The sequence below is a fragment of the Enterococcus sp. AMC2644 genome (assembly GCF_058216475.1).
The window spans coordinates 2,983,723-3,008,270 of record NZ_CM177095.1 but is presented as its reverse complement, the minus strand read 5'-3'; the positions used below and the strand labels follow the sequence as shown (position 1 = coordinate 3,008,270).

The window sequence follows — 24,548 nt, the reverse complement described above, 5'->3', positions numbered from 1 at the left end:
GGAGCTTTAAGCTATGCAAGAAAAGGAATTTTTACAAGAATTAAAAGAAATTGATTTGCTACAGCAAGCGTTAGCTATTTTAGAGTGGGATTCACAAACAGGAATGCCTGAAAATGCTAGTGAGTATCGCGGTGAGGTGACCAGTTATTTATATGGTCAATATTTTGAAAAAAAAGTTGGCCCCAAAATATCAGAAGCGATTACTCATTTTGAAAAGCATCCAGAAAAATTGTCGGAAGTAGGTACAGCTGCTTTTCAATTAGTAAAAGAAGAATATGAATTGAATTATGCGGTTCCTAATGAATTGATGACAGAATACTCACGTGCGACTTCGACAGCGCATAGTGCTTGGCAAAAAGCGCGTGAACAGCAAGACTTTAATTTATTTCGTGATGCTTTAGCAGAAAATATTCGTTTAACGAAAGAGTTGCTTCCTTATTGGCGAAAAGAGGAAAAAACAGCCTATGATATTTTATTAAATCAATATGAGCCTAAAATGACAATTGAAGTTTTGGATCAAGTGTTTGCTCAAGTTCGCGATGGAATTATGCAAATTCGTCAAACTATAATTGAACAAGGAACAGAACCACGTGTTGATTTTCTTACTCGTAAAATGACCGAGAAGCAACAACGAAAGTTTATTATTAAAGTTATTCAAGAACTTGGATTTGATATGAAGCGTGGTCGTTTAGATAATACCATTCATCCGTTTGCTACGGGAATCAATCACCGGGATGTTCGGCTGACAACTCGGTGGAATGAAGAAGATTTTTCTATGGGTATTTTTGGAGTTATTCATGAGGCTGGTCATGGTATGTATGAACAAAATATTGATGAAAAATTTGAGTATACTCCGGCACATGAAGGTGCTTCAATGGGAATTCATGAATCACAATCTTTATTCAATGAAATTATCATTGGTAGCAATCAAGCTTTCTGGCAAAAGCAATATCCGTATTTTCAAGAATGTGCAGAAGGAACTTTTGATGATATCTCATTTGAAGAGTTTTATAGAGCGTTAAAACGGACAAGAGCAAGCTTAATTCGGATTGAAGCAGATAGTTTAACCTATGTGTTGCATATTATTATCCGGTATGAAATAGAAAAAATGATTTTCAATGATAATATCTCAGTCGACGATTTACCTCAAATTTGGAATGATAAATATGAAGAATATTTAGGTATTCGTCCAGAAAACGACTTAGAAGGTATTTTACAAGATGTTCACTGGTCTGGAGGAAGCTTTGGTTATTTTCCGTCTTATGCATTGGGCTATATGTATGCAGCCCAGTTGTATCATGCGATGCAAGCCGATTTAGCTGTTGACAATATACTAGCTTCTGATGACTATACTCCTATTAAAAATTGGTTGACTGAACATATTCATCGCTTTGGAGCATCTAAAAAGCCAAATCAACTAATTTTAGAAGCCACTAAAGAACCACTAAATCCAACATATCTATTAGACTATTTACGAACTATTTACTTTGCTGTTTATCAAATTAACGAATAGAATCTATCTGCTACAATTTTTTGTAGCAGATATTTTTGCGAAAGGATACATTATGAATCGGTTGTCAAAAGTTATTACTTATACGAAAAAAAAGCTAGAGAATGAAAAAACAGGACATGATTTTTTACATGTTCAGCGTGTGGCTCATCTTGCTGATTTTATCATGGAGCAAGACAAACTATCTGTGAATCGGGAAGTGGTACTGAGTAGTGCTTATTTACATGATGTTATTGACGATAAAGTAGTTGCGAATGTCACACAAGCAATTGAAGAACTAACAGCGTTTTTAATAGCAATTGAGTTTTCATCAGAGATGGTTCAAGAAATTTTAGCAATTATTCAAAATTTATCGTTTTCAAAAGAAGTAGAAGCCGGAAAACAAGTATTGTCTTTAGAAGGGGAAATTGTTCAAGATGCAGATCGTTTAGAAGCATTAGGAGCAATTGGAATCTTACGAACTGCATATTATGGCGGTGGGCATAATCATCCTATTCATAATTCAGAATTAAAACCGCAAGAGTTTATTTCAAAAGCTGATTACCGTAAAGGAACAACTGTGATTAACCATTTTTATGAAAAACTGTTTTTACTACCGGAGAGAATGAATACACAAGCTGGAAAAAAAGAAGCGAATCGACGGAAGAGATTTATGGAAAATTTTTTAGAAGAATTTTATCAAGAATGGAATATTTAGACAATTTTAATCTTTGATGCGTATATTTTCCATTTTTTCCAAGTTTTCTTATAATAAAGGTGAAGGGGGCGCGGTGAGCAAATGTTTTTTCAGCATAGTTTAAAACCAAAAGAATTATCTAAAGTGATTACGAATGTTAAAGAATGTTTTTTTGTTATCTCAGCGAAATTAGAAGCACGCGATTATCATGTTGCTGTATATAAGTACAATGGGGAATATTTCGTTTTAAGTGACGCACGTATTTTTGAACAAGTTGAAGGACTGTGTGAAGAAAGACAAGGGGACGAAGAAGAACTACTGCCTTATATTGAAGAAGCGATGGAAGATAATTTGTATTCCATTGTACATGAGAACTATGTACGTTTGGATTTGGCTATTTTAGCTCATGTCAACCAACCAAGTAAGATTAATGCACATTATTACGAATTTATTGATGTATAACAAAAAGCAGGATAAATTGCTTGATTAACTAGCCATTTATCCTGCTTTTTCACGAAATAAATTATTTGGTACGTAGCCTAAAATCTTTGATATGCTGATACCCGCGATAAACATTTAAAACGATTAATAATAGTCCTAATGCCACAGGAATTGCCAGCAGGTATAAAGGATAACCGTATGTTTGTTCAACCACTTTTTGAGAAGTTGTTTGTAATTCAGTAAAGGCTTGTTGAATCACTTGGAAACTAAAAACAGTTAGAAAAGAAGCAATAATAAACAATGCAAATTCAAGATACGGTATCTGTGTTTTTTTTCTGAAAATGGCAAATCCGATGTATAAGATTAAAAGAAATATAGGGACACCAAAAGCAAAAAAGCTATTTAACATAAGGAACACCTCCTGATTCTATGATACTGCAAAATAAATTGTTTGAAAAATATTTGCGAAAAAAATTTATAAAAATGTGAGGTGGAAAAATGTCTGCATATATGGAACCAATTAAGGTAGCGGTGCTAGTCTTTCCATTTTTAGCACTAATTATTTCTACAGTTTTCTTTATTATTCAATATCGTCGTTATGGTCGTTTTGTTTTATCACGGGCACTTATTTTATATTCTTTTATTTTTTATTTGCTGTGTGCATACTTTTTAGTGATTTTACCATTACCGCCAATTGAAGAAGTCGCTCAATTGACTGGACCTTCGATGGAGTTGACTTTAGGGGCGTCTGTACACAATTTTTTAAAAGAAACGGTATTAAACATCCATAATCCGCAAACTTACTTACCAGCTATGAAACAATCGGTTTTTTTAGAACCCGTTTTTAATATAGTTCTAACGTTACCATTTGGTGTGTACTTGCGTTACTATTTTAAAAAGTCGTTGTCACAAACGTTACTAGTAACGTTTGGATTATCATTATTTTTTGAACTGACACAACTAACTGGATTATATTTTATCTACCCAAGACCGTATCGACTATTTGATGTTAATGACTTATTGCATAATACACTTGGTGGGATAATCGGTTATTTGATTACACCAATTTTCACGTTTTTATTACCATCTAGAGAGGAAATTGATGAATATTCTTATGAAAAAGGGACAGAAGTTACCTATATTCGTCGCGGTCTCGCTTGGGCAATCGATTGGTTAGTTATCGGCTTTTTAACGAAGCTAATAGCATTTTTCCTACATCTGATCAATGACTACCCAATTGCCTTAGACAACAATCTCATGGTTTATTTTATCCAAGTTTTTCTCTACTTTATTTGTTTGTCCTATGTAACAAATGGACAAACTTTAGGGAAAAAAATTGTTCGCATTCGTGTAGTTAGTAATTTTTCCAGCCGTATTTCATTTAAGTCATTATTCCAGCGATATGGGTTACTTTATATGGTATACTTTGCTTTGAGTCGCATTAGCTTATCATTAGCGGCAGGAATCCAAAGCGATGATTATTTTCAAATTGTGGTTTCTGTGGTATTGTCTTTGATGATTTTTGCCATTCAAGGAATGTTTGTTATCAATATTAGTTGGTCGATTATTAGAAAAAAACGGCAGCTATTCTACGAAAAAATTAGTCACACCCATACTGTTAGTACGATTAAAAAAAGATCAGCATAGGATTATCAGAAGCAATATGCTATACTTTGAAAGATTCTAAAAGGAAAGAAGGTGCTAAAATGTCATTCAAACGATTTGCATTTCAGCCATTTATTTATCAAGCTTTAGAGGATAAAAAATTCTCGGAGCCAACCGAAGTGCAGGAAAAACTAATTCCTGTTATAAAAAAAGGAAAAAGCGTCGTTGGTCAATCACAAACCGGTAGTGGAAAAACCCATACGTTTTTACTTCCTTTGATGGATAAAATTGATCCTTCAAAAGAAGAAGTTCAATTAGTGATTACAGCGCCCAGTCGTGAATTAGCAACCCAAATTTATCAAGCAGCCAAACAAATAGCTCAATTTTCAACACCTGAAATTCGAGTGACAAATTTTGTTGGTGGCACAGACAAACAGCGTCAATTAGATCGCTTGAAAAATCAACAACCACATGTCGTTATTGGGACACCTGGTCGTATTCTAGACATGATGAACGAGCAGGCCTTATCTGTTCATACAGCATTAGCGTTTGTTGTCGATGAAGCTGATATGACACTAGACATGGGATTTTTAGCCGAAGTGGACCAAATCGCTGGTCGCTTACCAGATAAATTACAAATGTTAGTCTTTTCAGCAACTATTCCTGAAAAATTACGTCCATTCTTACGAAAATATATGGACAATCCTTTAATTGAAGAAATCCGTCCTAAAGCGGTTATTTCTGAAACCATTGACAATTGGTTAATTTCAACAAAAGGAAAAAATACAAACGCCTTAATTCATGATTTGCTGACCGTTGGGCATCCTTATTTGGCAATTGTATTTGCAAATACGAAAACGCGTGTCGATGAAATTGCAGATTATTTACGAGAACAAGGATTAAAAGTAGCGAAAATTCATGGAGATATCACCCCTCGTGAACGGAAGCGTGTGATGCGTCAAGTCCAAAACTTGGAATATCAATATGTAGTAGCAACAGATTTAGCTGCCCGTGGGATTGATATTGAAGGTGTATCACATGTTATTAATGCCGAAGTACCTGAAGACTTAGATTTTTTCATTCATCGTGTAGGACGTACAGGACGTAACCATCTTTCTGGGACAGCGATTACTTTGTATGAGCCTAGTGATGAGCAAGCTATTACAGAGATTGAGGCGTTGGGTGTCACGTTCAAACCAAAAGAAATTAAACAAGGGGAAATCGTAGATACGTATGATCGTAATCGTCGTAAAAAACGTGAAAAAACTCGTGATGAACTTGATCCAACCATGATTGGTTTAGTGAAAAAGAAAAAGAAAAAAATCAAACCTGGATATAAGAAAAAAATTCAATGGGAAATTGATAAGAGTAATAAAGCTAAGCGCAAAATTGAACGACGTCAACAAACGCGTACTGCTAGAAAAAATAAAAAAAGCTCGAATAGTTAAATAAAAAGCCTGTGATATAAGTAAAAACAAGACGAAAATATCTGAACAAAAGAGCCAATCTTCTATTGTTCGGATATTTTACTGTCAAGCTACTTATGTCACAGGCCTTTTTAGCTCTATAATTTTTTTCGCATAGTAACACACAAAATCCCGTCTTCCTCAAAGGGGTCTGAAATTAGCTGATACGCTAATTTTTCATAAAAAGTAATCGCTGTTGTTTCAGCAGATAACTGAGCGAAGGAATAACCGTCTTTGATTGCTTGTTCTTCAAAACGCAGGAGTAATTTTTTACCAATTCCTTGATTGCGATGAGATTTAGCAACACAAAAGCGATCCGGTTGAATAGTGTTATGAGAATAAGCTTGATAGCGAATCGTTGCAATGGGCACATTTTTTTCGAACAAGACAAAATAATCCGGTTGTTGTGCATCGATTTCATCAAATTCCCAATGAGGTGGAATATTTTGTTCGCAAACAAAGGTTTGGTAACGTAAATGAAAGGCCGCTGCTTGTATCCAAGTGTCATTGCCATAATATAAGGCATATTTGACAGGCGATAAGGCTTTTTGCCATTCAATTAGTCGCTCGTTTGTTCGTCCGTTATTTGCGCCACTAGTAGACAGACAATCGATTACTGTTAATTTAGCGAATAAGTGATGCTTTTGTATTTCTTCTGTCGCTTTTTTTCCATTAGCAATAACTAGCTTAATCGAGGTGTGGTTCAAAATTTGCGAAAAATCATTGATTGTTGTTGCTTGAAACTGATGGTCCATACTTCCCGTCCGCTTGAAAGTACCATAAACATCCCATAAACCAATTTGATGGGCTTTTAATATCCGCAAGCGTTCTGTATATTCTTTGGGATCAATTACATTGAGTGCCTGGAAAACTACCGCCCAAAATTGATTGCCTTTATTTGCATAATATTGTTGAGTAGTCAAAGATTGTTGGCTTGGTGCACTACCGACAATTAAAATTTCAGTATATTCATCATAAAATGGAGGTAAACCGTGGTTCACTCTAGTCACCTTCTTTCATTTAATGCTATACTGATTGTAACAAATATTGATTGGAAAAGGGGAGAAGAATGTGCATCTCTTTGAAGCCTTAGAATGGAGTAATTGGAAAAACTTATCCATCGAAGTAAAGAATCAAGTGATTAATCAAGTGCTGATGTATTTTGTCAGTCCGTTAAAGCGAATCTCTGATGTTGAATACAAAGAATTTGAACTAGCGGGAGTGAAATGTGGCACCTTTGAATGTTCGATTGATGGTGAGCGTTTTGTCTTAGTTCCGGGAAACAAAGAAGCTATTTTAGGATGGGACTTAGGGACACAAGGCTTTCCGGTAACGGTTTGGGATACAAAAGTAAAACAGGCAGATTCGTATTTTAAAACGATTATCCAGAGTTACGGATTAGAAAATATAGAAGACTGGGATATTTTTGTCAATGAATCAACCAGTTCTTTAAGAAAGGCTTCAATTTCTCCAATGCTTATTCAAAAAGAAGCATTGCCTGCTGGGACAACATTTATTGGTCAACTAGATACTATTACTGGAGAATTTCGAGGTTTAGTTGAAGAATTCGTACCGATTGAAAAAAATTTACGTCATCATTTTAAACAGCCTGCTAATTTTGAAGAGAGCTTAATGTGGCAGCTACCAGCAGAAATCTTTGAAAAAGACTCATTTTATGCAGTGTTAAATTCTACTGATGAAACTTACCGGATTTATCGTCATCAAACATGTACATTAGCGACGCTGCGTCAATATATTCATCAGCAAATGTTCGATTTACTTGATGAAAATCAATGGGAATATGCTGTCGGAGCAGGGACTCGCAAATTATTTCGTTGGGGGACAGAGTTAGATGAAGAGGCTAATTATTATGGGAAACAAGTAACGAAAAAAATCCATCAAGAAAATATGTTTGGCTTGTTTTTTGATGTAAGTCGCACGCGCTGGGAAATTACAGACTCCAATCGATTGAAACTGGAGAAACAGCAAGATGTGGGGATTCCATTATTTGATAAATTACCCTTATCTTCTTATTATCGTTCACGAAAAATTTTATCTGAAGATGAAGTGTTAGATCCATGTGATTTCTTGTATCGTAAGGTGATTGTTATTGCGCATCAATAAAATATAATTGACTTTTTCTGAAAGTTTGCATATACTTTGTGAGGAGAAGGCTATGGTCATAAGCTAGGTACTTCACAGAAAACTTTTCATAGCTGAGAGAAAAGTAAGACTACTTATGGTTGCTCCCTTTAGACGAATTTGATAGAAATATCAACGCAACTCAGCGTTATCGAGTTTGAGAGGTAATGATATGGCATCATTGCAAACAAGGTGGTACCGCGTATAAACGTCCTTGTCTTGCAAGGTGTCTTTTTGTTTGCTTCAAATAGACAAGGAGAGAAAAAGATGAAACAATTAACTAGTGCAGAAGTACGTCAAATGTTCCTAGATTTCTTCAAATCAAAAGGACACTCAATAGAACCAAGTGCATCACTTGTTCCAGTAGAAGATCCAACATTGCTATGGATTAACTCAGGTGTAGCAACATTAAAGAAATATTTTGATGGATCCATCGTTCCCGAAAATCCACGTATCACGAATGCGCAAAAGTCAATTCGAACAAATGATATTGAAAATGTAGGACGTACTGCGCGTCATCATACAATGTTTGAAATGTTAGGGAACTTTTCAATCGGTGATTATTTCAAAAAAGAAGCAATTCATTGGGCGTGGGAATTTTTGACGTCTCCAGAATGGATTGGTTTCGATCCTGAAAAACTATATGTAACTGTTTATCCAAAAGATACAGAAGCAAAACGTATCTGGTTAGAAGAAGTAGGCTTACCGAGTGAGCATGTTGTTGAGGTTGAAGACAATTTCTGGGATATCGGTGCTGGTCCAAGTGGCCCAGATAGCGAGATTTTCTATGATCGTGGAGAAGCGTTTAATGACTTAGCAGAAGATGATCCAGAAAACTACCCTGGAGGCGAAAATGAACGTTATTTAGAAATCTGGAATTTAGTTTTTTCAGAATTTAACCATAAACCAGATGATACTTATGAGCCACTACCACATAAGAATATTGATACTGGTATGGGATTAGAACGTATGGTTTCTATTATTCAAGATGCACCAACTAACTTCGAAACAGATTTATTCTTACCCATCATCCATGCGATTGAAGATATTAGTGGCGTAGTAAAATATGGCGAGAAACCAGTAACAGATGTTTCGTTTAAAGTGATTGCTGACCATATTCGTGCCTTATCATTTGCGATTGGCGATGGTGCCTTACCTTCAAATGAAGGTCGTGGCTATGTTTTACGTCGCTTATTACGTCGTGCAGTTATGCATGGACAAAAATTACAAATCCAAGATTCTTTCTTGTATAAATTAGTTCCAGTTGTAGGCAAAATTATGGAAAGTTACTATCCAGAAGTTTTAGAAAAACAATCATTCATTGAAAAAGTTATTCGTTCAGAAGAAGAACGCTTCCATGAAACAATTAATGAAGGTTTAGCAATTTTAGATCAAGTAATTGCCCAAGTAAAAGCAGATGACAAGGATACATTGAATGGAAAAGATATTTTTAAATTATATGATACGTATGGTTTTCCAGTAGAATTAACCGAAGAAGTAGCTGAAGAAGCTGATTTGAAAGTTGACCATGCCGGTTTTGAAAAAGAAATGAACGAACAACGAAAACGTGCACGTGCTGCTCGTAGTAATGAGCTTTCAATGGGTGAACAATCGGCTTTGTTAACTGATATTAAAGTGGATAGTAAATATGTTGGTTATGACCGTTTGCAAGCAGAAAGTGAATTGCTGGTCATTATTCAAGAGGATGCCGTAGTTTCTGAAACATCTATTGGCCAAGCACAACTGATTTTTGCTGAAACTCCGTTTTATGCAGAAATGGGTGGACAAATTTCAGATACTGGTTCAATTTTTGATGAGAACGGTACACTTATTGCTATCGTTGAAAATGTTAAAAAAGCACCGAATGGCCAGTTTTTACATCATGTCGAAGTAAAAACAGCAATTAAAGAAGGAACAAACTATTCACTAGTTGTTGATAGTGCTCGTCATAGTCGTATTATTAAAAATCATACTGCTACACATATGTTGCATAAAGCATTAAAAGAAGTTTTAGGCTCACATGCAAACCAAGCAGGTTCATTGGTAACTCCAGGCCATTTACGTTTTGACTTTACTCATTTTGGTCAAGTAACATCAGAAGAGTTACAGCAAATGGAGCAAATTGTGAATGAAAAAATCTGGGCAGCTTTACCTGTAGTGACGATTGAAACAGATATTGATACGGCTAAATCAATGGGTGCGATGGCATTATTTGGCGAAAAATATGGACATGACGTTCGTGTTGTAAATATTGCGGATTGGTCAATTGAGTTGTGTGGTGGAAATCATGTAATCAACACTGAAGACATTGGTATCTTCAAAATTGTTTCCGAGTCAGGAATCGGAGCTGGTGTGCGCCGTATTGAAGCTGTGACAAGCAAAGAAGCGTATGAATTATTACGTCAAGAAGAACTACGCTTACGCGAAATTGCACAAATTGTGAAAGCACCACAATTAAAAGAAACTGTATCTCGTGTTGAACAACTGCAAACGCAATTACGTGAAACACAAAAAGAGAATGAAGCTTTAGCAAGTAAACTAGCCAATCAACAAGCTGGTGACATTTTTAAAGAAGTCAAAGAAAGCAATGGGATTACTTATACTGCTGCTCAAGTCAACGTAAAAGATATGAATCAGTTACGTCAACTAGCTGACCAGTGGAAGCAAAAAGCTACTTCGCAAGTATTAGTTTTAGCGACAGTTGCAAATGAAAAAGTCAACTTGTTAGTTGCCATTAGTCCAGAAGGTTTAGAAAAAGGTCTAAAAGCAGGGGAGCTAATCAAAGCAATTGCTCCAAAAGTAGGCGGTGGCGGCGGTGGCCGTCCAGATATGGCTCAAGCTGGTGGTAAAAATCCTGAAGGTATTCCAGAAGCTTTAGCTGAAGTAGCAACATGGTTGGAAAGTAAATAAGACCAATGCCTTATGTTTTGAATGAAATCAAAACATAAGGTTCTTTTTATGCCAAAGTAGTTAAGTTGTCGTTCTTTTTTTCGAATGGTTACTATTTTATTTGGCGAAAACTGGGTATTCAAGGTAAAATAACAACAAGTGTATTGAAAAGGGGTTCTTTGAGTATGTTAAATTTTTTACTAAAAAAAATTGAAAAAGAAAATAAAGAGACTCAAAGGACAAAAGTAGGCCAACTAGCAGGCGTTTTAGGTTTACTTTCAAATTTAGTTCTTTTTATTGGGAAATTATTAGTAGGTTTTACTGCAGGATCCGTTTCTATCATGGCAGATGCGATGAATAGCTTATCGGATACTATTTCATCAGTGCTAACTTTAGTTGGTTTCAAAGTAGCTGCTAAACCTGCAGATAGCGAACATCCTTATGGGCATGAGCGTTTTGAATATATTAGTGGCTTATTTATTTCATTAATTATTGCATTTGTTGGTTTTCAATTTTTAAAATCTTCTTTTGATAAAATTCTACATCCGGAACCAATAAAGCTATCGATAGCTTTATTTATTGTTTTGATTGCCTCAATAGGCATTAAAATTTTACAAGGAAGAATGTATCTATCATTATCAAAAAAAATTGACTCGCAAACTCTAAAAGCAACTAGCAAAGATAGTTTAAACGATGTCTATACGACACTTGCTGTTTTAATTTCAGCATTGTTTGAGTGGGCAACGAATCTTCGAATTGATGGCTATGTTGGATTTTTATTGGCATTATATATTTTGTACAGTGGCTATACAATGGTAAAAGATTTTATTAATGAATTGTTAGGGAGTCGTCCAACAGATAAAGAAATTCAAGAAATGGAAAAAAAGTTATCTTCTTATGGTTCAATTTTAGGTTATCATGATTTGTTAGTACATGATTATGGTCCTCAAAAACGATTTGCTTCGGTTCATATTGAAGTTGATGCTGGATTAACATTACCGAAAGCACATCAAATCATTGATGAAATAGAAAAAGATTTTCATGATAAGTTGGGCGTTGCATTAGTTTGTCATTTAGATCCTGTAAATATTCGTGATGCTAACTACATTGCTATTTTTCATCGGATGCGTGCAATTGTTTTACAAATTGATAAACAGTTGCGGATGCACGATTTCCGCGTGAAGAGTGAACAAATTTTACAGTTTGATTTAGTAATACCTGATGAATTCCATTTAACTGATACGGAATTAATCGACTTGCTTCAACGTGCTGTACATGAGAAAATTGGGATGTATGAGTTAGATATAACATTAGATCATAATTATTTATTATAAGGAGAAAAAGATGGAATTTACAATGGATATGGCAATTGCCTATCAAGTAGCATGGGGACTAATCGTAATTAACACGATTGGGGCATTTATAACGGTTTTTCGGAAACCACGGTCAATTGCTAGTGTCTTGGCATGGATGATGACATTGGTCTTTCTACCGGGAATTGGCTTTATTTTATATGCATTTTGTGGAAGAGGTATCGACGGTGAAATCATTTATCGATTTAGTGAAGATCATCAAAATCGCATTGCTGAAATAAATGAAATAATAGAAGAAAATAATCGTCATTTTCATCAAACCGTTAAAACAAAAGAATCTGAGCTATTAAAAAACTATTTTAGAAATATGGAAGAATCACCATTAACAAAAGGAAATGCAGTAACGTTTTATACAGATGGTAAAAAGAAATTCGAGGCTTTATTTGAAGATATTCGCAATGCAAAAGACAATGTTCACGTTGAATACTACGCCTTTTTTGATGATAAAATAGGGAATCGTTTTTTAGACATTTTGATTGAAAAAGCCAAAGAAGGTGTTGAAGTGCGCGTAGTTTTTGATCCTTGGGGTGGAAAAACAAATGAAAAATTTTTCCGACCATTGGTAAAAGCTGGGGGAAAAGTTATCCCTTTTATCACATCACGTAATTTGATTCGTAAAACAAGGCTGAATTATCATTTGCATCGGAAAATTGTAGTGATTGATGGTATGATAGGTTGGACTGGTGGTTTTAATGTAGGAGACCAATATCTTGAAGAAACGAAAAAATTTGGCTATTGGCGTGACACGCACGCGCGAATCGTAGGTACCGCATCATTTACTTTACAAGAGGTGTTTATTCGTGACTGGAATGCGTCTATTTTGAAAGAAGAGGATGCACTGGAATATGAAAATCGTTATTTTGTTGTGCCCCCTGTGCAAGAGGCTGGCAATGTTAGTATGCAAGTTGTTGCCGATGGGCCAGAAACAGAAGAGCAAGTCTTAAAGGGTGGTTTTACTAAAATGTTATTGGCTGCTGAGAAACGTGTATGGTTGCAGACTCCCTATTTGATTCCAGATGATGCGATGATTAATTCGTTTTTAGTTGCTGTGCGTTCTGGTGTAGATGTACGAGTAATGATTCCATCGATGCCAGACCATCCATTTATTTATCGTGCAACACAATATTATGCTAACTATTTACAACGCCGGGGAGTTAAAATTTATATCTATGAAGGTGGTTTTATTCATGCGAAAACGATTGTCATGGATGATACGATTGCTGCATTTGGTACGACCAACCAAGACATACGTAGTTACGCGTTGAATTTTGAAGTAAGTGCGTTTGCTTATAATCGTGAGCTTACAGAAGAATTAGCAGAGATTTTTGAGGAAGATATGAAGAAATCGACCTTGTTAACCGAGCGAATGATTAAAGAACAATCTTACTGGTTGCGATTTAAACAAAACTTTTCACGTTTGCTTTCACCAATCTTATAGTTTTAATGCTTTTTGTAGTCCTTGTCGTGCCAAGTTGTCAGCACCCTTATTTTTACTTTCAGGAATCCATTGTACAATTAATAAAGGAAAGTACGGTAATTTTTCTTGAATATTGTGTAAATAAACTTGGAAATCTGAATTATTAGTATAGTTTTTATCAATAGTTTGCGCTAAAATCTTACTATCGGTGTAAACCATAATTGTCTGGTGTTGATAGTTGTTTGCCAATAAATAATCTAATAAAACGCAAAAACTTGCAAATTCTGCCTGATGATTGCTGACTATTGGTAAAGCAAACGATTCTTGGATATAGAGTTGCTCTCCTGTGAGCATAAAACCACCACCACTAGGTCCAGGGTTTCCTTTGGTTGCTGCGTCAATATAAGCTTTAATCATGAAAAAGACTCCTTTTTGGTTATTGCTCCAACTTTATTATACGCATTGATGATTCATGTGGAAAGGGGAAAAGAATGAAATACAAGATTCGTTGGCAATTAGAAGATGCATTAGCAGTTATATATTGGTCGATTGCTTTAATTGCGTTGTTTTTTAGTTTAATTTTTGCTTTAGAAAAGGCAGAAATTCATTTTAAGAGTTTCCTGTTTTTACTTTTGTTTTTAGTGTTAGTCTATTTGTCACGAAAGCGTTGGCTGATTATAGATACTAATGGTATTCAAGTGACTTATGCACGTTTTTGGAAAAATGACTTTATTGCCTATAAGGATATTAAGCAATTTCATTTTTTTGAAAATAAAATTGAAATAGAGCTACTGAAACGAACCCTTGAATTTAAGGTAAATAAAAAAATATTGCCATTATTTAAAGAAGAAAGTAAACAGATAATTCCAATTCATTTACAAAAAGAAGGTTAGAAGCATCGGCTTATAGCCTTCTTTTTAAATTTAAGATGCTTTTTATGACAAGTTTAGTTATAATAAATGGAAAAAAGGGTTGAAAAGGAGTTTATTTATGAAGTCAGATATTGAAATTGCTCAAGAAATAAAATTAAAGCCAATTCAAGAAATTGCTAAAAAAGTGAATCTTACCGAAGATGATTTAGAGTTATACGGTAAATATAAAGCTAAAATTGATACCACGAAATTAAATAACAAATCTGCTTTAGGAAAGTTAATTTTAGTAACTGCCATTAACCCAACTCCTGCTGGAGAAGGTAAATCTACCATCTCCATTGGTTTAGCAGATGGATTAAATCAAATAAATAAAAATGCGGTGATTGCTTTGCGTGAGCCTTCATTAGGTCCAGTCATGGGGATGAAAGGTGGCGCAACAGGCGGTGGCTATGCGCAAGTTTTGCCAATGGAAGATATTAATTTGCACTTTACAGGTGATATGCATGCAATTACAACAGCCAATAATGCGTTATCTGCGTTAGTTGATAATCATATTCATCAAGGAAATCAACTGAACATTGATCCAAGAAGACTAATTTGGAAACGTGTAGTTGATTTGAATGATCGTGCGCTACGTCAGGTTGTTGTTGGTTTAGGTGGACCACTCCAAGGTGTGCCAAGAGAAGATGGTTTTGATATTACAGTAGCCAGTGAAATAATGGCTGTATTGTGTTTAGCGACTGATATTCATAACTTAAAAGAACGTTTAAGCCGTATTCTAATTGGCTATACTTATCAAAGGGAACCTGTAACAGTAGGTGACTTAAAAGTTGAGGGGGCCTTAGCGCTACTGTTGAAAGATGCAATTAAACCTAATTTGGTGCAAACAATTGAAGGAACTCCTGCTATTGTTCATGGTGGACCTTTTGCCAATATTGCTCATGGTTGTAATAGTGTCATCGCAACTATGGCTGCTTTAAAGCTAGGGGATTACGTTGTAACAGAAGCTGGATTTGGTGCCGACCTAGGTGCTGAAAAATTCTTAGATATCAAAGTACCTAATTTAGAAAAGGCACCAGATGCTGTTGTAATTGTCGCTACAATTCGTGCGTTGAAAATGCATGGTGGGGTTGCTAAAGCGGATTTAGGTGAAGAAAATGTAGCTGCTGTAGTTAAGGGCTTTGCGAATTTACAACGTCACATTCAAAATATTCGACACTATGGATTACCTGTGGTAGTAGCAATTAATGAATTTGTCACTGACACGGAAGCAGAATTTTTACAATTAGAAGCTTTATGTCAACAAGAAGCTGTGACTATTCGTCGTGCCTCTGTTTGGGCAAATGGTGGTCTTGGTGGAAAAGAATTAGCAGAAGCTGTTGTTGATGTTATTGAAACTAAAGAAGCGAACTACCATCGTTTATATGAAGACACCCTATCTATCGAGGAAAAAGTGGAAATCATCGTTTCTAAAATTTATGGTGGTAAAAACGTCACATTTGGTGCCAAAGCACAAGCGCAATTAAAAACTTTTGCACAACATGGTTGGGATCATTTGCCAGTTTGTATGGCGAAAACGCAGTATTCATTTTCTGACAATCCAGCACTATTAGGAGCACCAATCGATTTTACAGTGACAATTCGGGAGTTTGTACCAAAACTTGGTGCTGGCTTTATTGTTGCTCTGACCGGAGATGTAATGACCATGCCTGGATTGCCAAAACAACCTGCCGCATTAAATATGGATATTGATGAAAATGGTCGTGCAGTTGGACTATTCTAATAAAAGAGGAACAGTCAGACTGTTCCTCTTTTGTTTACAAAAAACTTTTAAAAGTTTTTAGGAGTTAATGGAAGATAGTATCACTGTTGATTAAGTTTTTTTAAAGTCTTTTTAGAAAGAGAGATTCAAATGACTACTTTATATGAAAAAGATTTTGCGATTTTTGATCGAGAACAATATACATTTAAACAATTGAAAGTAGCTTGTTCAGAAGCAGAACTTCAACAAATCAAAGCGTCTTTTAAAGAGGTTTGGGACAAGTGGAAGCAACTGCAACAGATGATTTATCAAGAAGTTGCTATGGATTCTTTTGCGAAACCTAAAATTGAAAGTTGGACAAATGGTTGGAACCTCCGTTCTCATTATTGGAGTGCTTTTAGAAAGGAAAGCAAACAAAACGAGAATGCCTGTATTGGTGTTTTATTGAATAAAAAACAAATCCAAGTGTATTTGATGTTTCAACACTATAAGAGTGAGACACGTCAAGGTACAAAAGCGCAATACAATAACTTGTTAGCGTATGTACCACAATGGAGCAAGCAAATTGATGTGAATGATTATTATATTTGGCATCAAGAAGAGCATGAATTATTAGATCATTTGCCTTTGAAAGTTTATCTAGAAAGTAAGCAAATTCAGCAAGATTTTCAGGCAAAATTGAAAGAGCAAACATTTCAATTAGGTAAACTATTTTTTCGAGAAGAGCTACCCAATGTTGAACAACAATTATTGAAAGGTTTTTGTGAGCTGGAAAAACTTTATTGCCTATTAGAAGAGACAACAGATTAATAAATACTTGGATTTTTCTTTTTTCTTACAAATCCGTTATAATAAACGAATAATTGATTCCACTCTAGGCATTTCTACGCTATACTAAGAAAGTCTGTGGATAGCTGAAGGAGGATTTTCATGGGGGAAGCAGCAGATGTATTTTTAAGTAGTTTTAATCGTATTGAAAAATGGTTAAAAGATGAGCTTGGTAATCCTAAAAATATGGGGTTTAGTCAAATGGTGCGCAAGCTTTCTAACCGCCCCGATTTGCCAATAAAAAAATATGAAAATGATTTACTACAAATTTCGCAATTGCGAAATGCAATTGTACATGAAAAAATTGGTGAAAATTTTGTCATTGCTGAACCAAATCAATGGTTAGTGAATCGTATTCGTAAAATTGAGATGGAACTGCTTCAACCGGAATTAGTTTTGCCACGTTTCGCGAAACATGTAACGGGATTCGAACAAGATCTTTCGATTCGGGAATTACTACAAATTGTTGCTAAAAAACGCTACTCTCAGTTTCCTTTGTATAATCAAGGACATTTTGAAGGTTTGATTACTTTAAAAGCGTTGGGATACTGGTTTGCAAAAGAAAGTCTAAAAGGTGATATTCAAATCGACAATCGAACAGCTAAAGAGTTAATTCTTCAAGATGGTAAACCAACGAATTATGCCTTTGTCTCACAATATACCTCGATTAACGAGATTGAACGAATGTTTCATGATAATGGGATGCTAGATTCGATTTTAATTACTAAAGATGGTAATCCTAATGGACGTTTATTAGGGATTATTCGTCCACGAGATATTTTTAAATTATAAGAAAAGAGTTGAAAAAATTGTTAGCTTTTTATTTTCTACTAAGTGCAATTATTATTGGACTTGATCAATGGGTAAAATTTTGGATTGTTTCAAACTTTGCTTTAGGTGAATCACAAAATATCGTTCCCAATATTCTTTCTTTTACGTATGTTCAAAATACTGGTGCTGCCTGGAGCATTTTTGAAGGACAGATGGGATTCTTTACAGTTATTACTTTAATTGCAGTGGCAGTTGTCACTTATTTATTGATTCGTTATCGTAACGAAAATAAATTATTTACAATGGGGTTATCACTTGTTTTGGCAGGTGCTTTAGGGAATTTTATTGACCGTATACGTTTGGGTTATGTGGTTGATATGTTTCAAACAGATTTTATGAACTTTCCGATTTTCAATGTCGCAGATATGGCTTTATGCATCGGAGTAGGTTTAATTTTTATTTATACAATTTTCGATGAAAAGATGAAAGGAAAGTAAGATGACACAATTAGAAGTAACAATCAAAGATGAAAAAGGCCGTTTAGACAAAATATTAACAGAAAAGTTAACAGATTATAGTCGCTCGCAAATTCAGCAATGGCTAAAAGAGGATGCTGTGACTCTAGACGGTAAACCAGTCAAAGCCAACTATAAAGTGAAGGCGGACAACCATTTTGTGATTACTATCCCCGAACCTGTTATTTTAGACTTAGTAGCAGAAGAAATTCCATTAGATATTGTTTATCAAGATGAAGATGTGGCAGTCATTAATAAACCTCAAGGAATGGTTGTTCATCCTTCTGCGGGTCATCCCAATGGTACGTTGGTCAATGCCTTGTTGTATCATTTAAAAGATTTATCAAGTATTAATGATGTGGTCCGTCCTGGGATTGTCCATCGAATTGATAAAGATACTTCGGGCTTGTTGATGGTTGCTAAAAATGATGTAGCACATGAATCACTTGCAAAGCAATTAAAAGACAAAACTTCCTTGCGAAAATACGTTGCTTTGGTTCATGGAAATATTGCTCATGAAAAAGGCACAATCAATGCTCCAATTGGTCGATCAAAAACTAACCGAAAAATGCAAGCAGTTATTGAAGATGGCAAACCTGCAGTGACACACTTTACGGTTTTAGAACGATTTGGCGATTTTACTTTAGTTGAATTGCAATTAGAAACTGGAAGAACACATCAAATTCGTGTACATATGCAATATATTGGATATCCTGTAGCAGGTGATCCAACCTATGGACCGAAAAAAACTTTAAAAGGCAATGGCCAATTTCTGCATGCAAAATTATTAGGATTCACTCATCCTAGAACCAATCAACAAATGATTTTTGAAGCAGCTTTACCAGAGATTTTCGAAAAAAACTTAAAAAAACTACGCGAAAAGGTTTGATTTTTTCTCTAAAGAAAGGTATAGTTGTTTTTAAGAAAAATAACACAACTTAAAATAATCCTTTAAGTTAGTCCCGTGAGGCTAAGAAGGAAGTGAGCAAATAGTTTAGTGATCTGCGGATGGACTAAAAATACTATTTGAAGAGACGAAGTGTGTCTTTTTATAGGACACGTATATTGTTGAACCTTCACTCCTGCCTTATTCGGGCAGGAGTTTTTTTATGTGTTTTAAATTGTAGGGAGGCTGACAAATGTCAAAAAAAGAAGTTATTGATGCAGTAACAATGAAACGTGCTTTAACACGCATCACGTACGAGATTATTGAAAGAAACCGCGGAATTGAGAATTTGGTATTAGTAGGAATCAAAACTAGAGGAATCTACATTGCTCAACGTATCGCTCAGCGTTTACAACAATTAGAAAACGTAGAGGTGCCTGTTGGTGAATTAGATATTACTTTATACCGAGACGATCACAAAGAAATTGGTGAAGCAGAATTGCATTCTTCTGATATACCTGTTTCATTGGAAGGTAAGGAAGTTATTTTGGTAGATGACGTATTATATACAGGCAGAACAATTCGAGCAGCTCTTGATGCTGTGATGGATTATGGTCGTCCAAAACGGATTTCATTAGCAGTTTTGGTTGATAGAGGTCATCGTGAGCTACCGATAAGAGCAGATTTTGTTGGTAAAAATATCCCAACAGCTCTAACAGAAGAGATTATTGTAGAGATGGAAGAAACTGATGGAGCGGATCGGATTCTAATCGATCGCGAGGAGGCGTAACATGAAGGAGAAGTTGTTTAGAAATCCTGATGCAGTTCTTGACATCCAAGATAAACCTCGTGTTTTACCTTGGATTGGGTTGAGTTTACAGCATTTATTTACAATGTTTGGTGCGACGGTTCTAGTACCTAAATTAGTGGGACTAGATCCAGGAATTGCCTTGGTGAGTTCAGGAATTGGTACATTAGTCTATTTAATGATTACAAAAGGAAAAATTCCAGCCTATCTAGGAAGTAGCTTTGCTTTTATTACAGCCATGCAAATGCTGTTAGCCACTAAAGGTTATGGCGCAATTGCCCAAGGAGCGGTTACTACAGGGATTGTTTACTTCATTGTTTCAATGATTGTCAAACGAAGCGGAACCGATTGGCTAAATAAAATTTTACCACCAATTGTTGTAGGCCCGGTTGTAATGGTTATCGGTTTAGGATTAGCTAGTAATGCTGCTAACAGTGCCATGTTTAATGAAGCTGGAAATTATGATTTTAAATATGTACTTGTTGCTTTATTGACATTAGGCTTAACAATTTTCTTCAATATGTGGTTTAAAGGCTTTTTAGGATTAATTCCTATTTTATTAGGAATCATTAGTGGCTATTTAATCGCTCTGGCATTTGGTATTGTCCAAATTAGTATTATTCAACAAGCACCGTGGTTTGGTTTGCCAAACTTTGAAATTCCCTTTGTCCAATATACGCCAACTTTGGAAATTGGCGCCATTATTACGATGGCACCCATTGCCTTTGTAACTATGACTGAGCATATTGGCCACTTAATGGTTTTAAACAAATTAACTAAACGAAACTTTTTTGAAGATCCAGGTTTGCATAAAACTTTAGCTGGGGATGGCGCTGCACAAATTGTTGCTGGATTAATTGGTGGCCCGCCTGTAACAAGTTATGGCGAAAACATTGGAGTTCTAGCTATCACACGTGTTCATAGTGTATTTGTTATCAGTGGTGCTGCAGTGTTTGCTATTGCATTAGGTTTTGTTGGCAAAATCAGTGCGGTCATCTTAAGTATTCCTGGACCAGTTATTTCAGGTATCAGCTTTGTTTTATTCGGTGTAATTGCCGCTAGTGGTTTGAAAATTTTAATTGAAAATAAAATAGACTTTGACCGTAAAAAAAATCTATTAATTGCTTCCGTTATATTAGTTACAGGTATTGGTGGTTTAGTAGTTGAATCAGGAGCCTTTACCTTGTCAGCGATGGCATTAGCAACTGTCTTAGGAATTATCCTTAATTTAATTTTACCAGATATAGCACGTAACGAAGAAAAATAGGGGGCAGATGGAATGATTATCAAATCAGAACGAGTTAGTTTAAAGCATTTATTAACAGTAGAAGCATTAACAGATCAAGAAGTAATGGGACTAATTCGTCGTGGCCAAGAGTTCAAACGTGGAGCCAGATGGACACCTGAAAAAGATCAGTATTTCGCAACTAACTTATTTTTTGAAAATAGTACCCGAACACATAAGAGTTTTGAAATAGCTGAAAAGAAGTTAGGTTTGGACGTTATTGAGTTTGATACTGATAAAAGTTCAGTTCAAAAAGGGGAAACCTTATATGATACGGTGCTAACAATGTCTGCCATTGGTGTAGATGTCGCAGTAATTCGCCATAGCGATGAAAACTACTATGATGAATTGATTCAAAGTCGCACTATTCAATGTAGTATTATTAATGGTGGAGATGGCAGCGGTCAACATCCAACCCAATGTTTACTAGATTTACTAACTATCTATGAAGAGTTTGGTTCTTTTGAACACTTAAAGGTAGCTATTGTAGGGGATATTACACATTCACGAGTAGCAAAGTCGAATATGCAGATGTTAAAACGTCTAGGTGCGCAAGTATTTTTCTCAGGTCCTGAAACTTGGTATGATAAATCATTTGAAGTCTATGGGCACTACATGCCACTAGATGACTTAATTGAAGAAGTTGATGTTATGATGTTACTACGTGTGCAACATGAACGTCATGATCCACATGAAAGTTTTTCAAAAGAAGACTACCATCAGCAATATGGTCTCACCGTTGAACGTGCTGCTAAAATGAAAGAGCAAGCAATTATTATGCACCCAGCACCTGTTAATCGGGATGTTGAAATTGCAGATTCATTAGTTGAAAGTTATAAATCAAGAATTGTAACACAAATGTCAAACGGTGTCTTTGTCCGTATGGCAATTTTGGAAGCTATTTTAGAAGGTAAATCATAAGGAGGATTTTAAATGAATACATTAATTAAAAACGGGAAAATTATTTCTCACGACAATCAATTAATACCTGTATCGGTTTGGATAAAAGATGGTCGAATCCACGCGATTGGCGAGAATTTTACTGAAGAATCATTTGATCAAGTTGTCGATGCGAAAAACCAATTGATTACACCAGGCTTAGTCGATGTGCATGTTCATTTTAGAGAACCAGGATTTACTTATAAAGAAACAATTGAGACAGGTAGTAAGGCAGCAGCACGGGGCGGTTTTACAACTGTTTGTGCGATGCCAAATCTTGATCCAGTACCAGATACAGTTGAAAAATTCAATCAAGTACAAGAAATTATTAGCCGAGACGCAGTCGTCAAAGTTTTACAATATGCGCCAATTACTGAAGAGCTACGTAGTGAAGTTTTAGTGGATCAAGTTGGTTTGAAACAAGCGGGTGCTTTTGCCTTCACCAATGATGGAGTGGGTGTTCAAACAGCAGGGACGATGTACCTTGCTATGAAAGAAGCGGCGAAAAATAATATGGCAATCGTGGCACATACAGAAGACGAATCACTATTATTCGGCGGAGTAATGCATGCAGGTAAACGTTCAGAAGAATTAGGGCTACCCGGTATTATGAGTGCAACAGAATCCTCTCAGATTGCTCGTGACTTATTATTGGCTGAAGAAACTGGTGTGCATTATCACGTCTGCCATGTCTCTACAAAAGAAAGTGTTCGTGTTATTCGGGAAGCAAAAAAAGCTGGCGTACGCGTGACTGCTGAAGTTTGTCCGCATCATCTAGTTTTAGTCGATGAAGATATCCCGGAAGATAATGGTTTTTGGAAAATGAATCCACCTTTACGTGCGAATGAAGATCAAAAGGCGTTAATTGAAGGTTTGTTGGATGGCACAATTGATTGTATTTCAACTGACCATGCTCCACATGGCTTGGAAGAAAAATGTCAAACATTTTTAAAATCACCATTTGGTATTGTTGGCTCAGAATATGCTTTCCAAATGGTTTACACTCACTTTGTTAGAACAGGCATCTTCACTTTAGAACAAGTTATTGATTGGATGGCAGTGAAACCAGCAGAAATTTTTGGTTTAGAGGCAACGGGCCGCTTAACGATTGGTGCACCTGCTGACTTAGCAATATTTGACTTAGACACAGAATACATTGTTGATGACAAACAATTCTTATCAAAATCTGTAAATACACCATTTGTAGGATGGAAATTGTACGGAGATACTTTATTCACATTTGTGGATGGTAAACTCGTATGGCAAAAGGATGGTAAATAATCATGAAGCGTTGGCTGATTTTAGAAGATGGAACCTATTTTGAAGGCGAAGGATTTGGCGCCGAAGTAAATGTTTTTGGAGAAATTGTTTTTACTACAAGTATGACGGGTTATCAAGAAACGATTACCGATCAAAGTTTTAATGGACAAATTATTACATTTACGTATCCAATGGTTGGAAACTATGGTGTCAATCGTGATGACTACGAATCAATCGCCCCAACTTGTAAAGGTGTTGTTGTAAAAGAACATGCACGCCGAGCAAGTAATTGGAGAAATCAGATGACTTTAGATGAGTTTTTAAAACGTAAAGGGATTCCAGGAATTTCGGGCATTGATACACGTGCGCTAACTCGTAAAATTCGTCAGCATGGCACGATGAAAGCTAGTATCGTTGATAGTGGCGACGAGTTCAGTCATGCATATGATCAATTAAAAGCAGCTGTATTACCAACAAACCAAGTTGAGCAAGTATCAACCGTTAAACCATATCCAAGTCCAGGAACAGGACATAATGTGGTGGTGATTGATTTTGGTTTAAAACATAGCATTATGCGTGAATTATCAAAGCGGAACTGTAACTTGACTGTCTTACCTTACAACACAACTGCCGAAGAAATTTTAGAATTATCTCCAGATGGTGTGATGTTAACTAATGGGCCAGGTGATCCTAAGAGTGTTCCAGAAGCAATTGAAATGATTCGCGGAATTCAAGGAAAAGTACCGATTTTTGGTATTTGTTTGGGGCATCAATTATTTTCTTTAGCCAATGGCGCAGATACGTATAAAATGAAATTTGGTCATCGAGGACTAAACCATCCAGTTCGAGAAATTGCTACAGGGCGTATCGACTTCACTTCACAAAATCATGGTTATGCGGTTGATGAACAGTCAGTTAATCCAGAAAAATTAATTGTCACTCATGTTGAAGTAAATGATGGAACAGTTGAAGGTGTTCGTCATAGAGATTATCCAGCCTTTAGTGTCCAGTATCATCCTGATGCTGCACCAGGCCCACATGACGCAGTACACTTGTTTGATGAATTTTTAGAAATGATGGATGCATGGAAGGAGCAGAACTAA

General features: G+C 35.7%; 23 protein-coding genes. 20 read left to right on the top strand and 3 right to left on the bottom strand.

Going from position 1 to position 24,548, the window contains the following annotated elements; all coding sequences use genetic code 11:
- Window positions 1-13 precede the first annotated feature (13 nt).
- The 3 genes from AC4BC5_RS14580 to AC4BC5_RS14570 all read left to right on the top strand — a co-directional run bounded on the left by AC4BC5_RS14580 (window position 14) and on the right by AC4BC5_RS14570 (window position 2,648).
- Window positions 14-1,513 carry a carboxypeptidase M32 gene (locus AC4BC5_RS14580; protein WP_490496084.1) on the top strand — a complete coding sequence of 500 codons (1,500 nt, stop codon included), beginning with the start codon at window positions 14-16 and terminating at the stop codon, window positions 1,511-1,513.
- A gap of 52 nt (window positions 1,514-1,565) precedes the next feature.
- Window positions 1,566-2,207, top strand: a complete 642-nt coding sequence (locus tag AC4BC5_RS14575) for an HD domain-containing protein (RefSeq protein WP_490496083.1) — start codon at window positions 1,566-1,568, stop codon at window positions 2,205-2,207.
- A gap of 81 nt (window positions 2,208-2,288) precedes the next feature.
- Entirely contained in the window at window positions 2,289-2,648 is a 360-nt protein-coding gene (locus AC4BC5_RS14570; RefSeq protein ID WP_490496082.1) for a hypothetical protein, read from the top strand.
- 61 nt (window positions 2,649-2,709) lie between these two features.
- Here AC4BC5_RS14570 and AC4BC5_RS14565 read toward each other — a convergent pair whose 3' ends face one another.
- Entirely contained in the window at window positions 2,710-3,036 is a 327-nt protein-coding gene (locus AC4BC5_RS14565) for a hypothetical protein (RefSeq protein WP_490496081.1), read from the bottom strand.
- 89 nt (window positions 3,037-3,125) lie between these two features.
- Between AC4BC5_RS14565 and AC4BC5_RS14560 the strand changes: the two genes are divergently transcribed.
- Window positions 3,126-4,274: a VanZ family protein gene (locus AC4BC5_RS14560; protein ID WP_490496080.1), complete on the top strand. Its 1,149-nt coding sequence runs from the start codon at window positions 3,126-3,128 to the stop codon at window positions 4,272-4,274.
- A 59-nt stretch (window positions 4,275-4,333) separates the two neighbouring features.
- Entirely contained in the window at window positions 4,334-5,680 is a 1,347-nt protein-coding gene (locus AC4BC5_RS14555; protein WP_490496079.1) for a DEAD/DEAH box helicase, read from the top strand.
- A 116-nt stretch (window positions 5,681-5,796) separates the two neighbouring features.
- Here the strand turns inward: AC4BC5_RS14555 and AC4BC5_RS14550 are convergent, their stop codons facing one another.
- The gene (locus AC4BC5_RS14550) at window positions 5,797-6,699 is read right to left on the bottom strand and encodes a DNA-deoxyinosine glycosylase (RefSeq protein WP_490496078.1); all 903 of its coding nucleotides are present in this window, start codon (window positions 6,697-6,699) and stop codon (window positions 5,797-5,799) included.
- Window positions 6,700-6,769: 70 nt separating this feature from the next.
- Between AC4BC5_RS14550 and AC4BC5_RS14545 the strand changes: the two genes are divergently transcribed.
- From AC4BC5_RS14545 to cls, 4 genes are all read left to right on the top strand, one after another.
- Window positions 6,770-7,822, top strand: coding sequence for a DUF7278 family profilin-like fold-containing protein (locus AC4BC5_RS14545; protein ID WP_490496077.1), 1,053 nt, complete (start codon window positions 6,770-6,772; stop codon window positions 7,820-7,822).
- Between the two features lie 285 nt (window positions 7,823-8,107).
- Window positions 8,108-10,750 carry an alanine--tRNA ligase gene (gene alaS, locus AC4BC5_RS14540; protein ID WP_490496076.1) on the top strand — a complete coding sequence of 881 codons (2,643 nt, stop codon included), beginning with the start codon at window positions 8,108-8,110 and terminating at the stop codon, window positions 10,748-10,750.
- A 164-nt stretch (window positions 10,751-10,914) separates the two neighbouring features.
- Window positions 10,915-12,063, top strand: a complete 1,149-nt coding sequence (locus AC4BC5_RS14535; protein WP_490496075.1) for a cation diffusion facilitator family transporter — start codon at window positions 10,915-10,917, stop codon at window positions 12,061-12,063.
- Window positions 12,064-12,073: 10 nt separating this feature from the next.
- Entirely contained in the window at window positions 12,074-13,540 is a 1,467-nt protein-coding gene (gene cls / locus AC4BC5_RS14530; protein ID WP_490496074.1) for a cardiolipin synthase, read from the top strand.
- Here cls and AC4BC5_RS14525 read toward each other — a convergent pair.
- Window positions 13,535-13,936, bottom strand: a complete 402-nt coding sequence (locus AC4BC5_RS14525; RefSeq protein WP_490496073.1) for a ribonuclease HI family protein — start codon at window positions 13,934-13,936, stop codon at window positions 13,535-13,537. The two genes, cls and AC4BC5_RS14525, sit on opposite strands and share 6 nt — an antisense overlap.
- Window positions 13,937-14,010: 74 nt before the next feature.
- Between AC4BC5_RS14525 and AC4BC5_RS14520 the strand changes: the two genes are divergently transcribed.
- The 11 genes from AC4BC5_RS14520 to AC4BC5_RS14470 all read left to right on the top strand — a co-directional run bounded on the left by AC4BC5_RS14520 (window position 14,011) and on the right by AC4BC5_RS14470 (window position 24,548).
- Window positions 14,011-14,412 carry an EbsA family protein gene (locus AC4BC5_RS14520; protein ID WP_490496072.1) on the top strand — a complete coding sequence of 134 codons (402 nt, stop codon included), beginning with the start codon at window positions 14,011-14,013 and terminating at the stop codon, window positions 14,410-14,412.
- A 97-nt stretch (window positions 14,413-14,509) separates the two neighbouring features.
- Window positions 14,510-16,174, top strand: coding sequence for a formate--tetrahydrofolate ligase (locus AC4BC5_RS14515; RefSeq protein WP_490496071.1), 1,665 nt, complete (start codon window positions 14,510-14,512; stop codon window positions 16,172-16,174).
- A 129-nt stretch (window positions 16,175-16,303) separates the two neighbouring features.
- Window positions 16,304-16,963: an HI_0552 family protein gene (locus AC4BC5_RS14510; RefSeq protein WP_490496070.1), complete on the top strand. Its 660-nt coding sequence runs from the start codon at window positions 16,304-16,306 to the stop codon at window positions 16,961-16,963.
- Window positions 16,964-17,083: 120 nt separating this feature from the next.
- The gene (locus AC4BC5_RS14505; RefSeq protein ID WP_490496069.1) at window positions 17,084-17,773 is read left to right on the top strand and encodes a CBS domain-containing protein; all 690 of its coding nucleotides are present in this window, start codon (window positions 17,084-17,086) and stop codon (window positions 17,771-17,773) included.
- Window positions 17,770-18,249 (top strand): signal peptidase II, encoded by a 480-nt coding sequence (gene lspA / locus AC4BC5_RS14500; protein WP_490497565.1) that lies wholly within the window; start codon window positions 17,770-17,772, stop codon window positions 18,247-18,249. The genes AC4BC5_RS14505 and lspA overlap by 4 nt, the downstream gene beginning before the upstream one ends.
- Window position 18,250: 1 nt before the next feature.
- Complete coding sequence (locus AC4BC5_RS14495; protein WP_490496068.1) at window positions 18,251-19,156, top strand: RluA family pseudouridine synthase; 906 nt, start codon at window positions 18,251-18,253, stop codon at window positions 19,154-19,156.
- 250 nt (window positions 19,157-19,406) lie between these two features.
- Window positions 19,407-19,943 carry a bifunctional pyr operon transcriptional regulator/uracil phosphoribosyltransferase PyrR gene (gene pyrR, locus AC4BC5_RS14490; RefSeq protein ID WP_490496067.1) on the top strand — a complete coding sequence of 179 codons (537 nt, stop codon included), beginning with the start codon at window positions 19,407-19,409 and terminating at the stop codon, window positions 19,941-19,943.
- Between the two features lies 1 nt (window position 19,944).
- Complete coding sequence (locus tag AC4BC5_RS14485) at window positions 19,945-21,228, top strand: solute carrier family 23 protein (protein ID WP_490496066.1); 1,284 nt, start codon at window positions 19,945-19,947, stop codon at window positions 21,226-21,228.
- A 12-nt stretch (window positions 21,229-21,240) separates the two neighbouring features.
- On the top strand, window positions 21,241-22,167 hold the full coding sequence (locus AC4BC5_RS14480; RefSeq protein WP_490496065.1) for an aspartate carbamoyltransferase catalytic subunit: 927 nt from the start codon (window positions 21,241-21,243) through the stop codon (window positions 22,165-22,167).
- Between the two features lie 12 nt (window positions 22,168-22,179).
- A complete protein-coding gene (gene pyrC, locus AC4BC5_RS14475; RefSeq protein WP_490496064.1) occupies window positions 22,180-23,466 on the top strand; it encodes a dihydroorotase in 1,287 nt (428 codons plus the stop codon).
- A 2-nt stretch (window positions 23,467-23,468) separates the two neighbouring features.
- The gene (locus AC4BC5_RS14470) at window positions 23,469-24,548 is read left to right on the top strand and encodes a carbamoyl phosphate synthase small subunit (RefSeq protein ID WP_490496063.1); all 1,080 of its coding nucleotides are present in this window, start codon (window positions 23,469-23,471) and stop codon (window positions 24,546-24,548) included.

Bases quoted from the DNA above. Each gene is read 5' to 3' on its own strand.
- AC4BC5_RS14515 (WP_490496071.1), top strand. From the start codon at position 14,510: ATGAAGTCAGATATTGAAATTGCTCAAGAAATAAAATTAAAGCCAATT.
- AC4BC5_RS14485 (WP_490496066.1), top strand. From the start codon at position 19,945: ATGAAGGAGAAGTTGTTTAGAAATCCTGATGCAGTTCTTGACATCCAA.
- AC4BC5_RS14520 (WP_490496072.1), top strand. From the start codon at position 14,011: ATGAAATACAAGATTCGTTGGCAATTAGAAGATGCATTAGCAGTTATA.
- AC4BC5_RS14565 (WP_490496081.1), bottom strand. From the start codon at position 3,036: ATGTTAAATAGCTTTTTTGCTTTTGGTGTCCCTATATTTCTTTTAATC.
- alaS (WP_490496076.1), top strand. From the start codon at position 8,108: ATGAAACAATTAACTAGTGCAGAAGTACGTCAAATGTTCCTAGATTTC.
- pyrR (WP_490496067.1), top strand. From the start codon at position 19,407: ATGTCAAAAAAAGAAGTTATTGATGCAGTAACAATGAAACGTGCTTTA.
- AC4BC5_RS14580 (WP_490496084.1), top strand. From the start codon at position 14: ATGCAAGAAAAGGAATTTTTACAAGAATTAAAAGAAATTGATTTGCTA.
- AC4BC5_RS14575 (WP_490496083.1), top strand. From the start codon at position 1,566: ATGAATCGGTTGTCAAAAGTTATTACTTATACGAAAAAAAAGCTAGAG.
- cls (WP_490496074.1), top strand. From the start codon at position 12,074: ATGGAATTTACAATGGATATGGCAATTGCCTATCAAGTAGCATGGGGA.
- AC4BC5_RS14525 (WP_490496073.1), bottom strand. From the start codon at position 13,936: ATGATTAAAGCTTATATTGACGCAGCAACCAAAGGAAACCCTGGACCT.
- AC4BC5_RS14535 (WP_490496075.1), top strand. From the start codon at position 10,915: ATGTTAAATTTTTTACTAAAAAAAATTGAAAAAGAAAATAAAGAGACT.
- AC4BC5_RS14560 (WP_490496080.1), top strand. From the start codon at position 3,126: ATGTCTGCATATATGGAACCAATTAAGGTAGCGGTGCTAGTCTTTCCA.
- AC4BC5_RS14480 (WP_490496065.1), top strand. From the start codon at position 21,241: ATGATTATCAAATCAGAACGAGTTAGTTTAAAGCATTTATTAACAGTA.
- AC4BC5_RS14555 (WP_490496079.1), top strand. From the start codon at position 4,334: ATGTCATTCAAACGATTTGCATTTCAGCCATTTATTTATCAAGCTTTA.
- pyrC (WP_490496064.1), top strand. From the start codon at position 22,180: ATGAATACATTAATTAAAAACGGGAAAATTATTTCTCACGACAATCAA.
- AC4BC5_RS14510 (WP_490496070.1), top strand. From the start codon at position 16,304: ATGACTACTTTATATGAAAAAGATTTTGCGATTTTTGATCGAGAACAA.
- AC4BC5_RS14570 (WP_490496082.1), top strand. From the start codon at position 2,289: ATGTTTTTTCAGCATAGTTTAAAACCAAAAGAATTATCTAAAGTGATT.
- AC4BC5_RS14505 (WP_490496069.1), top strand. From the start codon at position 17,084: ATGGGGGAAGCAGCAGATGTATTTTTAAGTAGTTTTAATCGTATTGAA.
- AC4BC5_RS14495 (WP_490496068.1), top strand. From the start codon at position 18,251: ATGACACAATTAGAAGTAACAATCAAAGATGAAAAAGGCCGTTTAGAC.
- AC4BC5_RS14470 (WP_490496063.1), top strand. From the start codon at position 23,469: ATGAAGCGTTGGCTGATTTTAGAAGATGGAACCTATTTTGAAGGCGAA.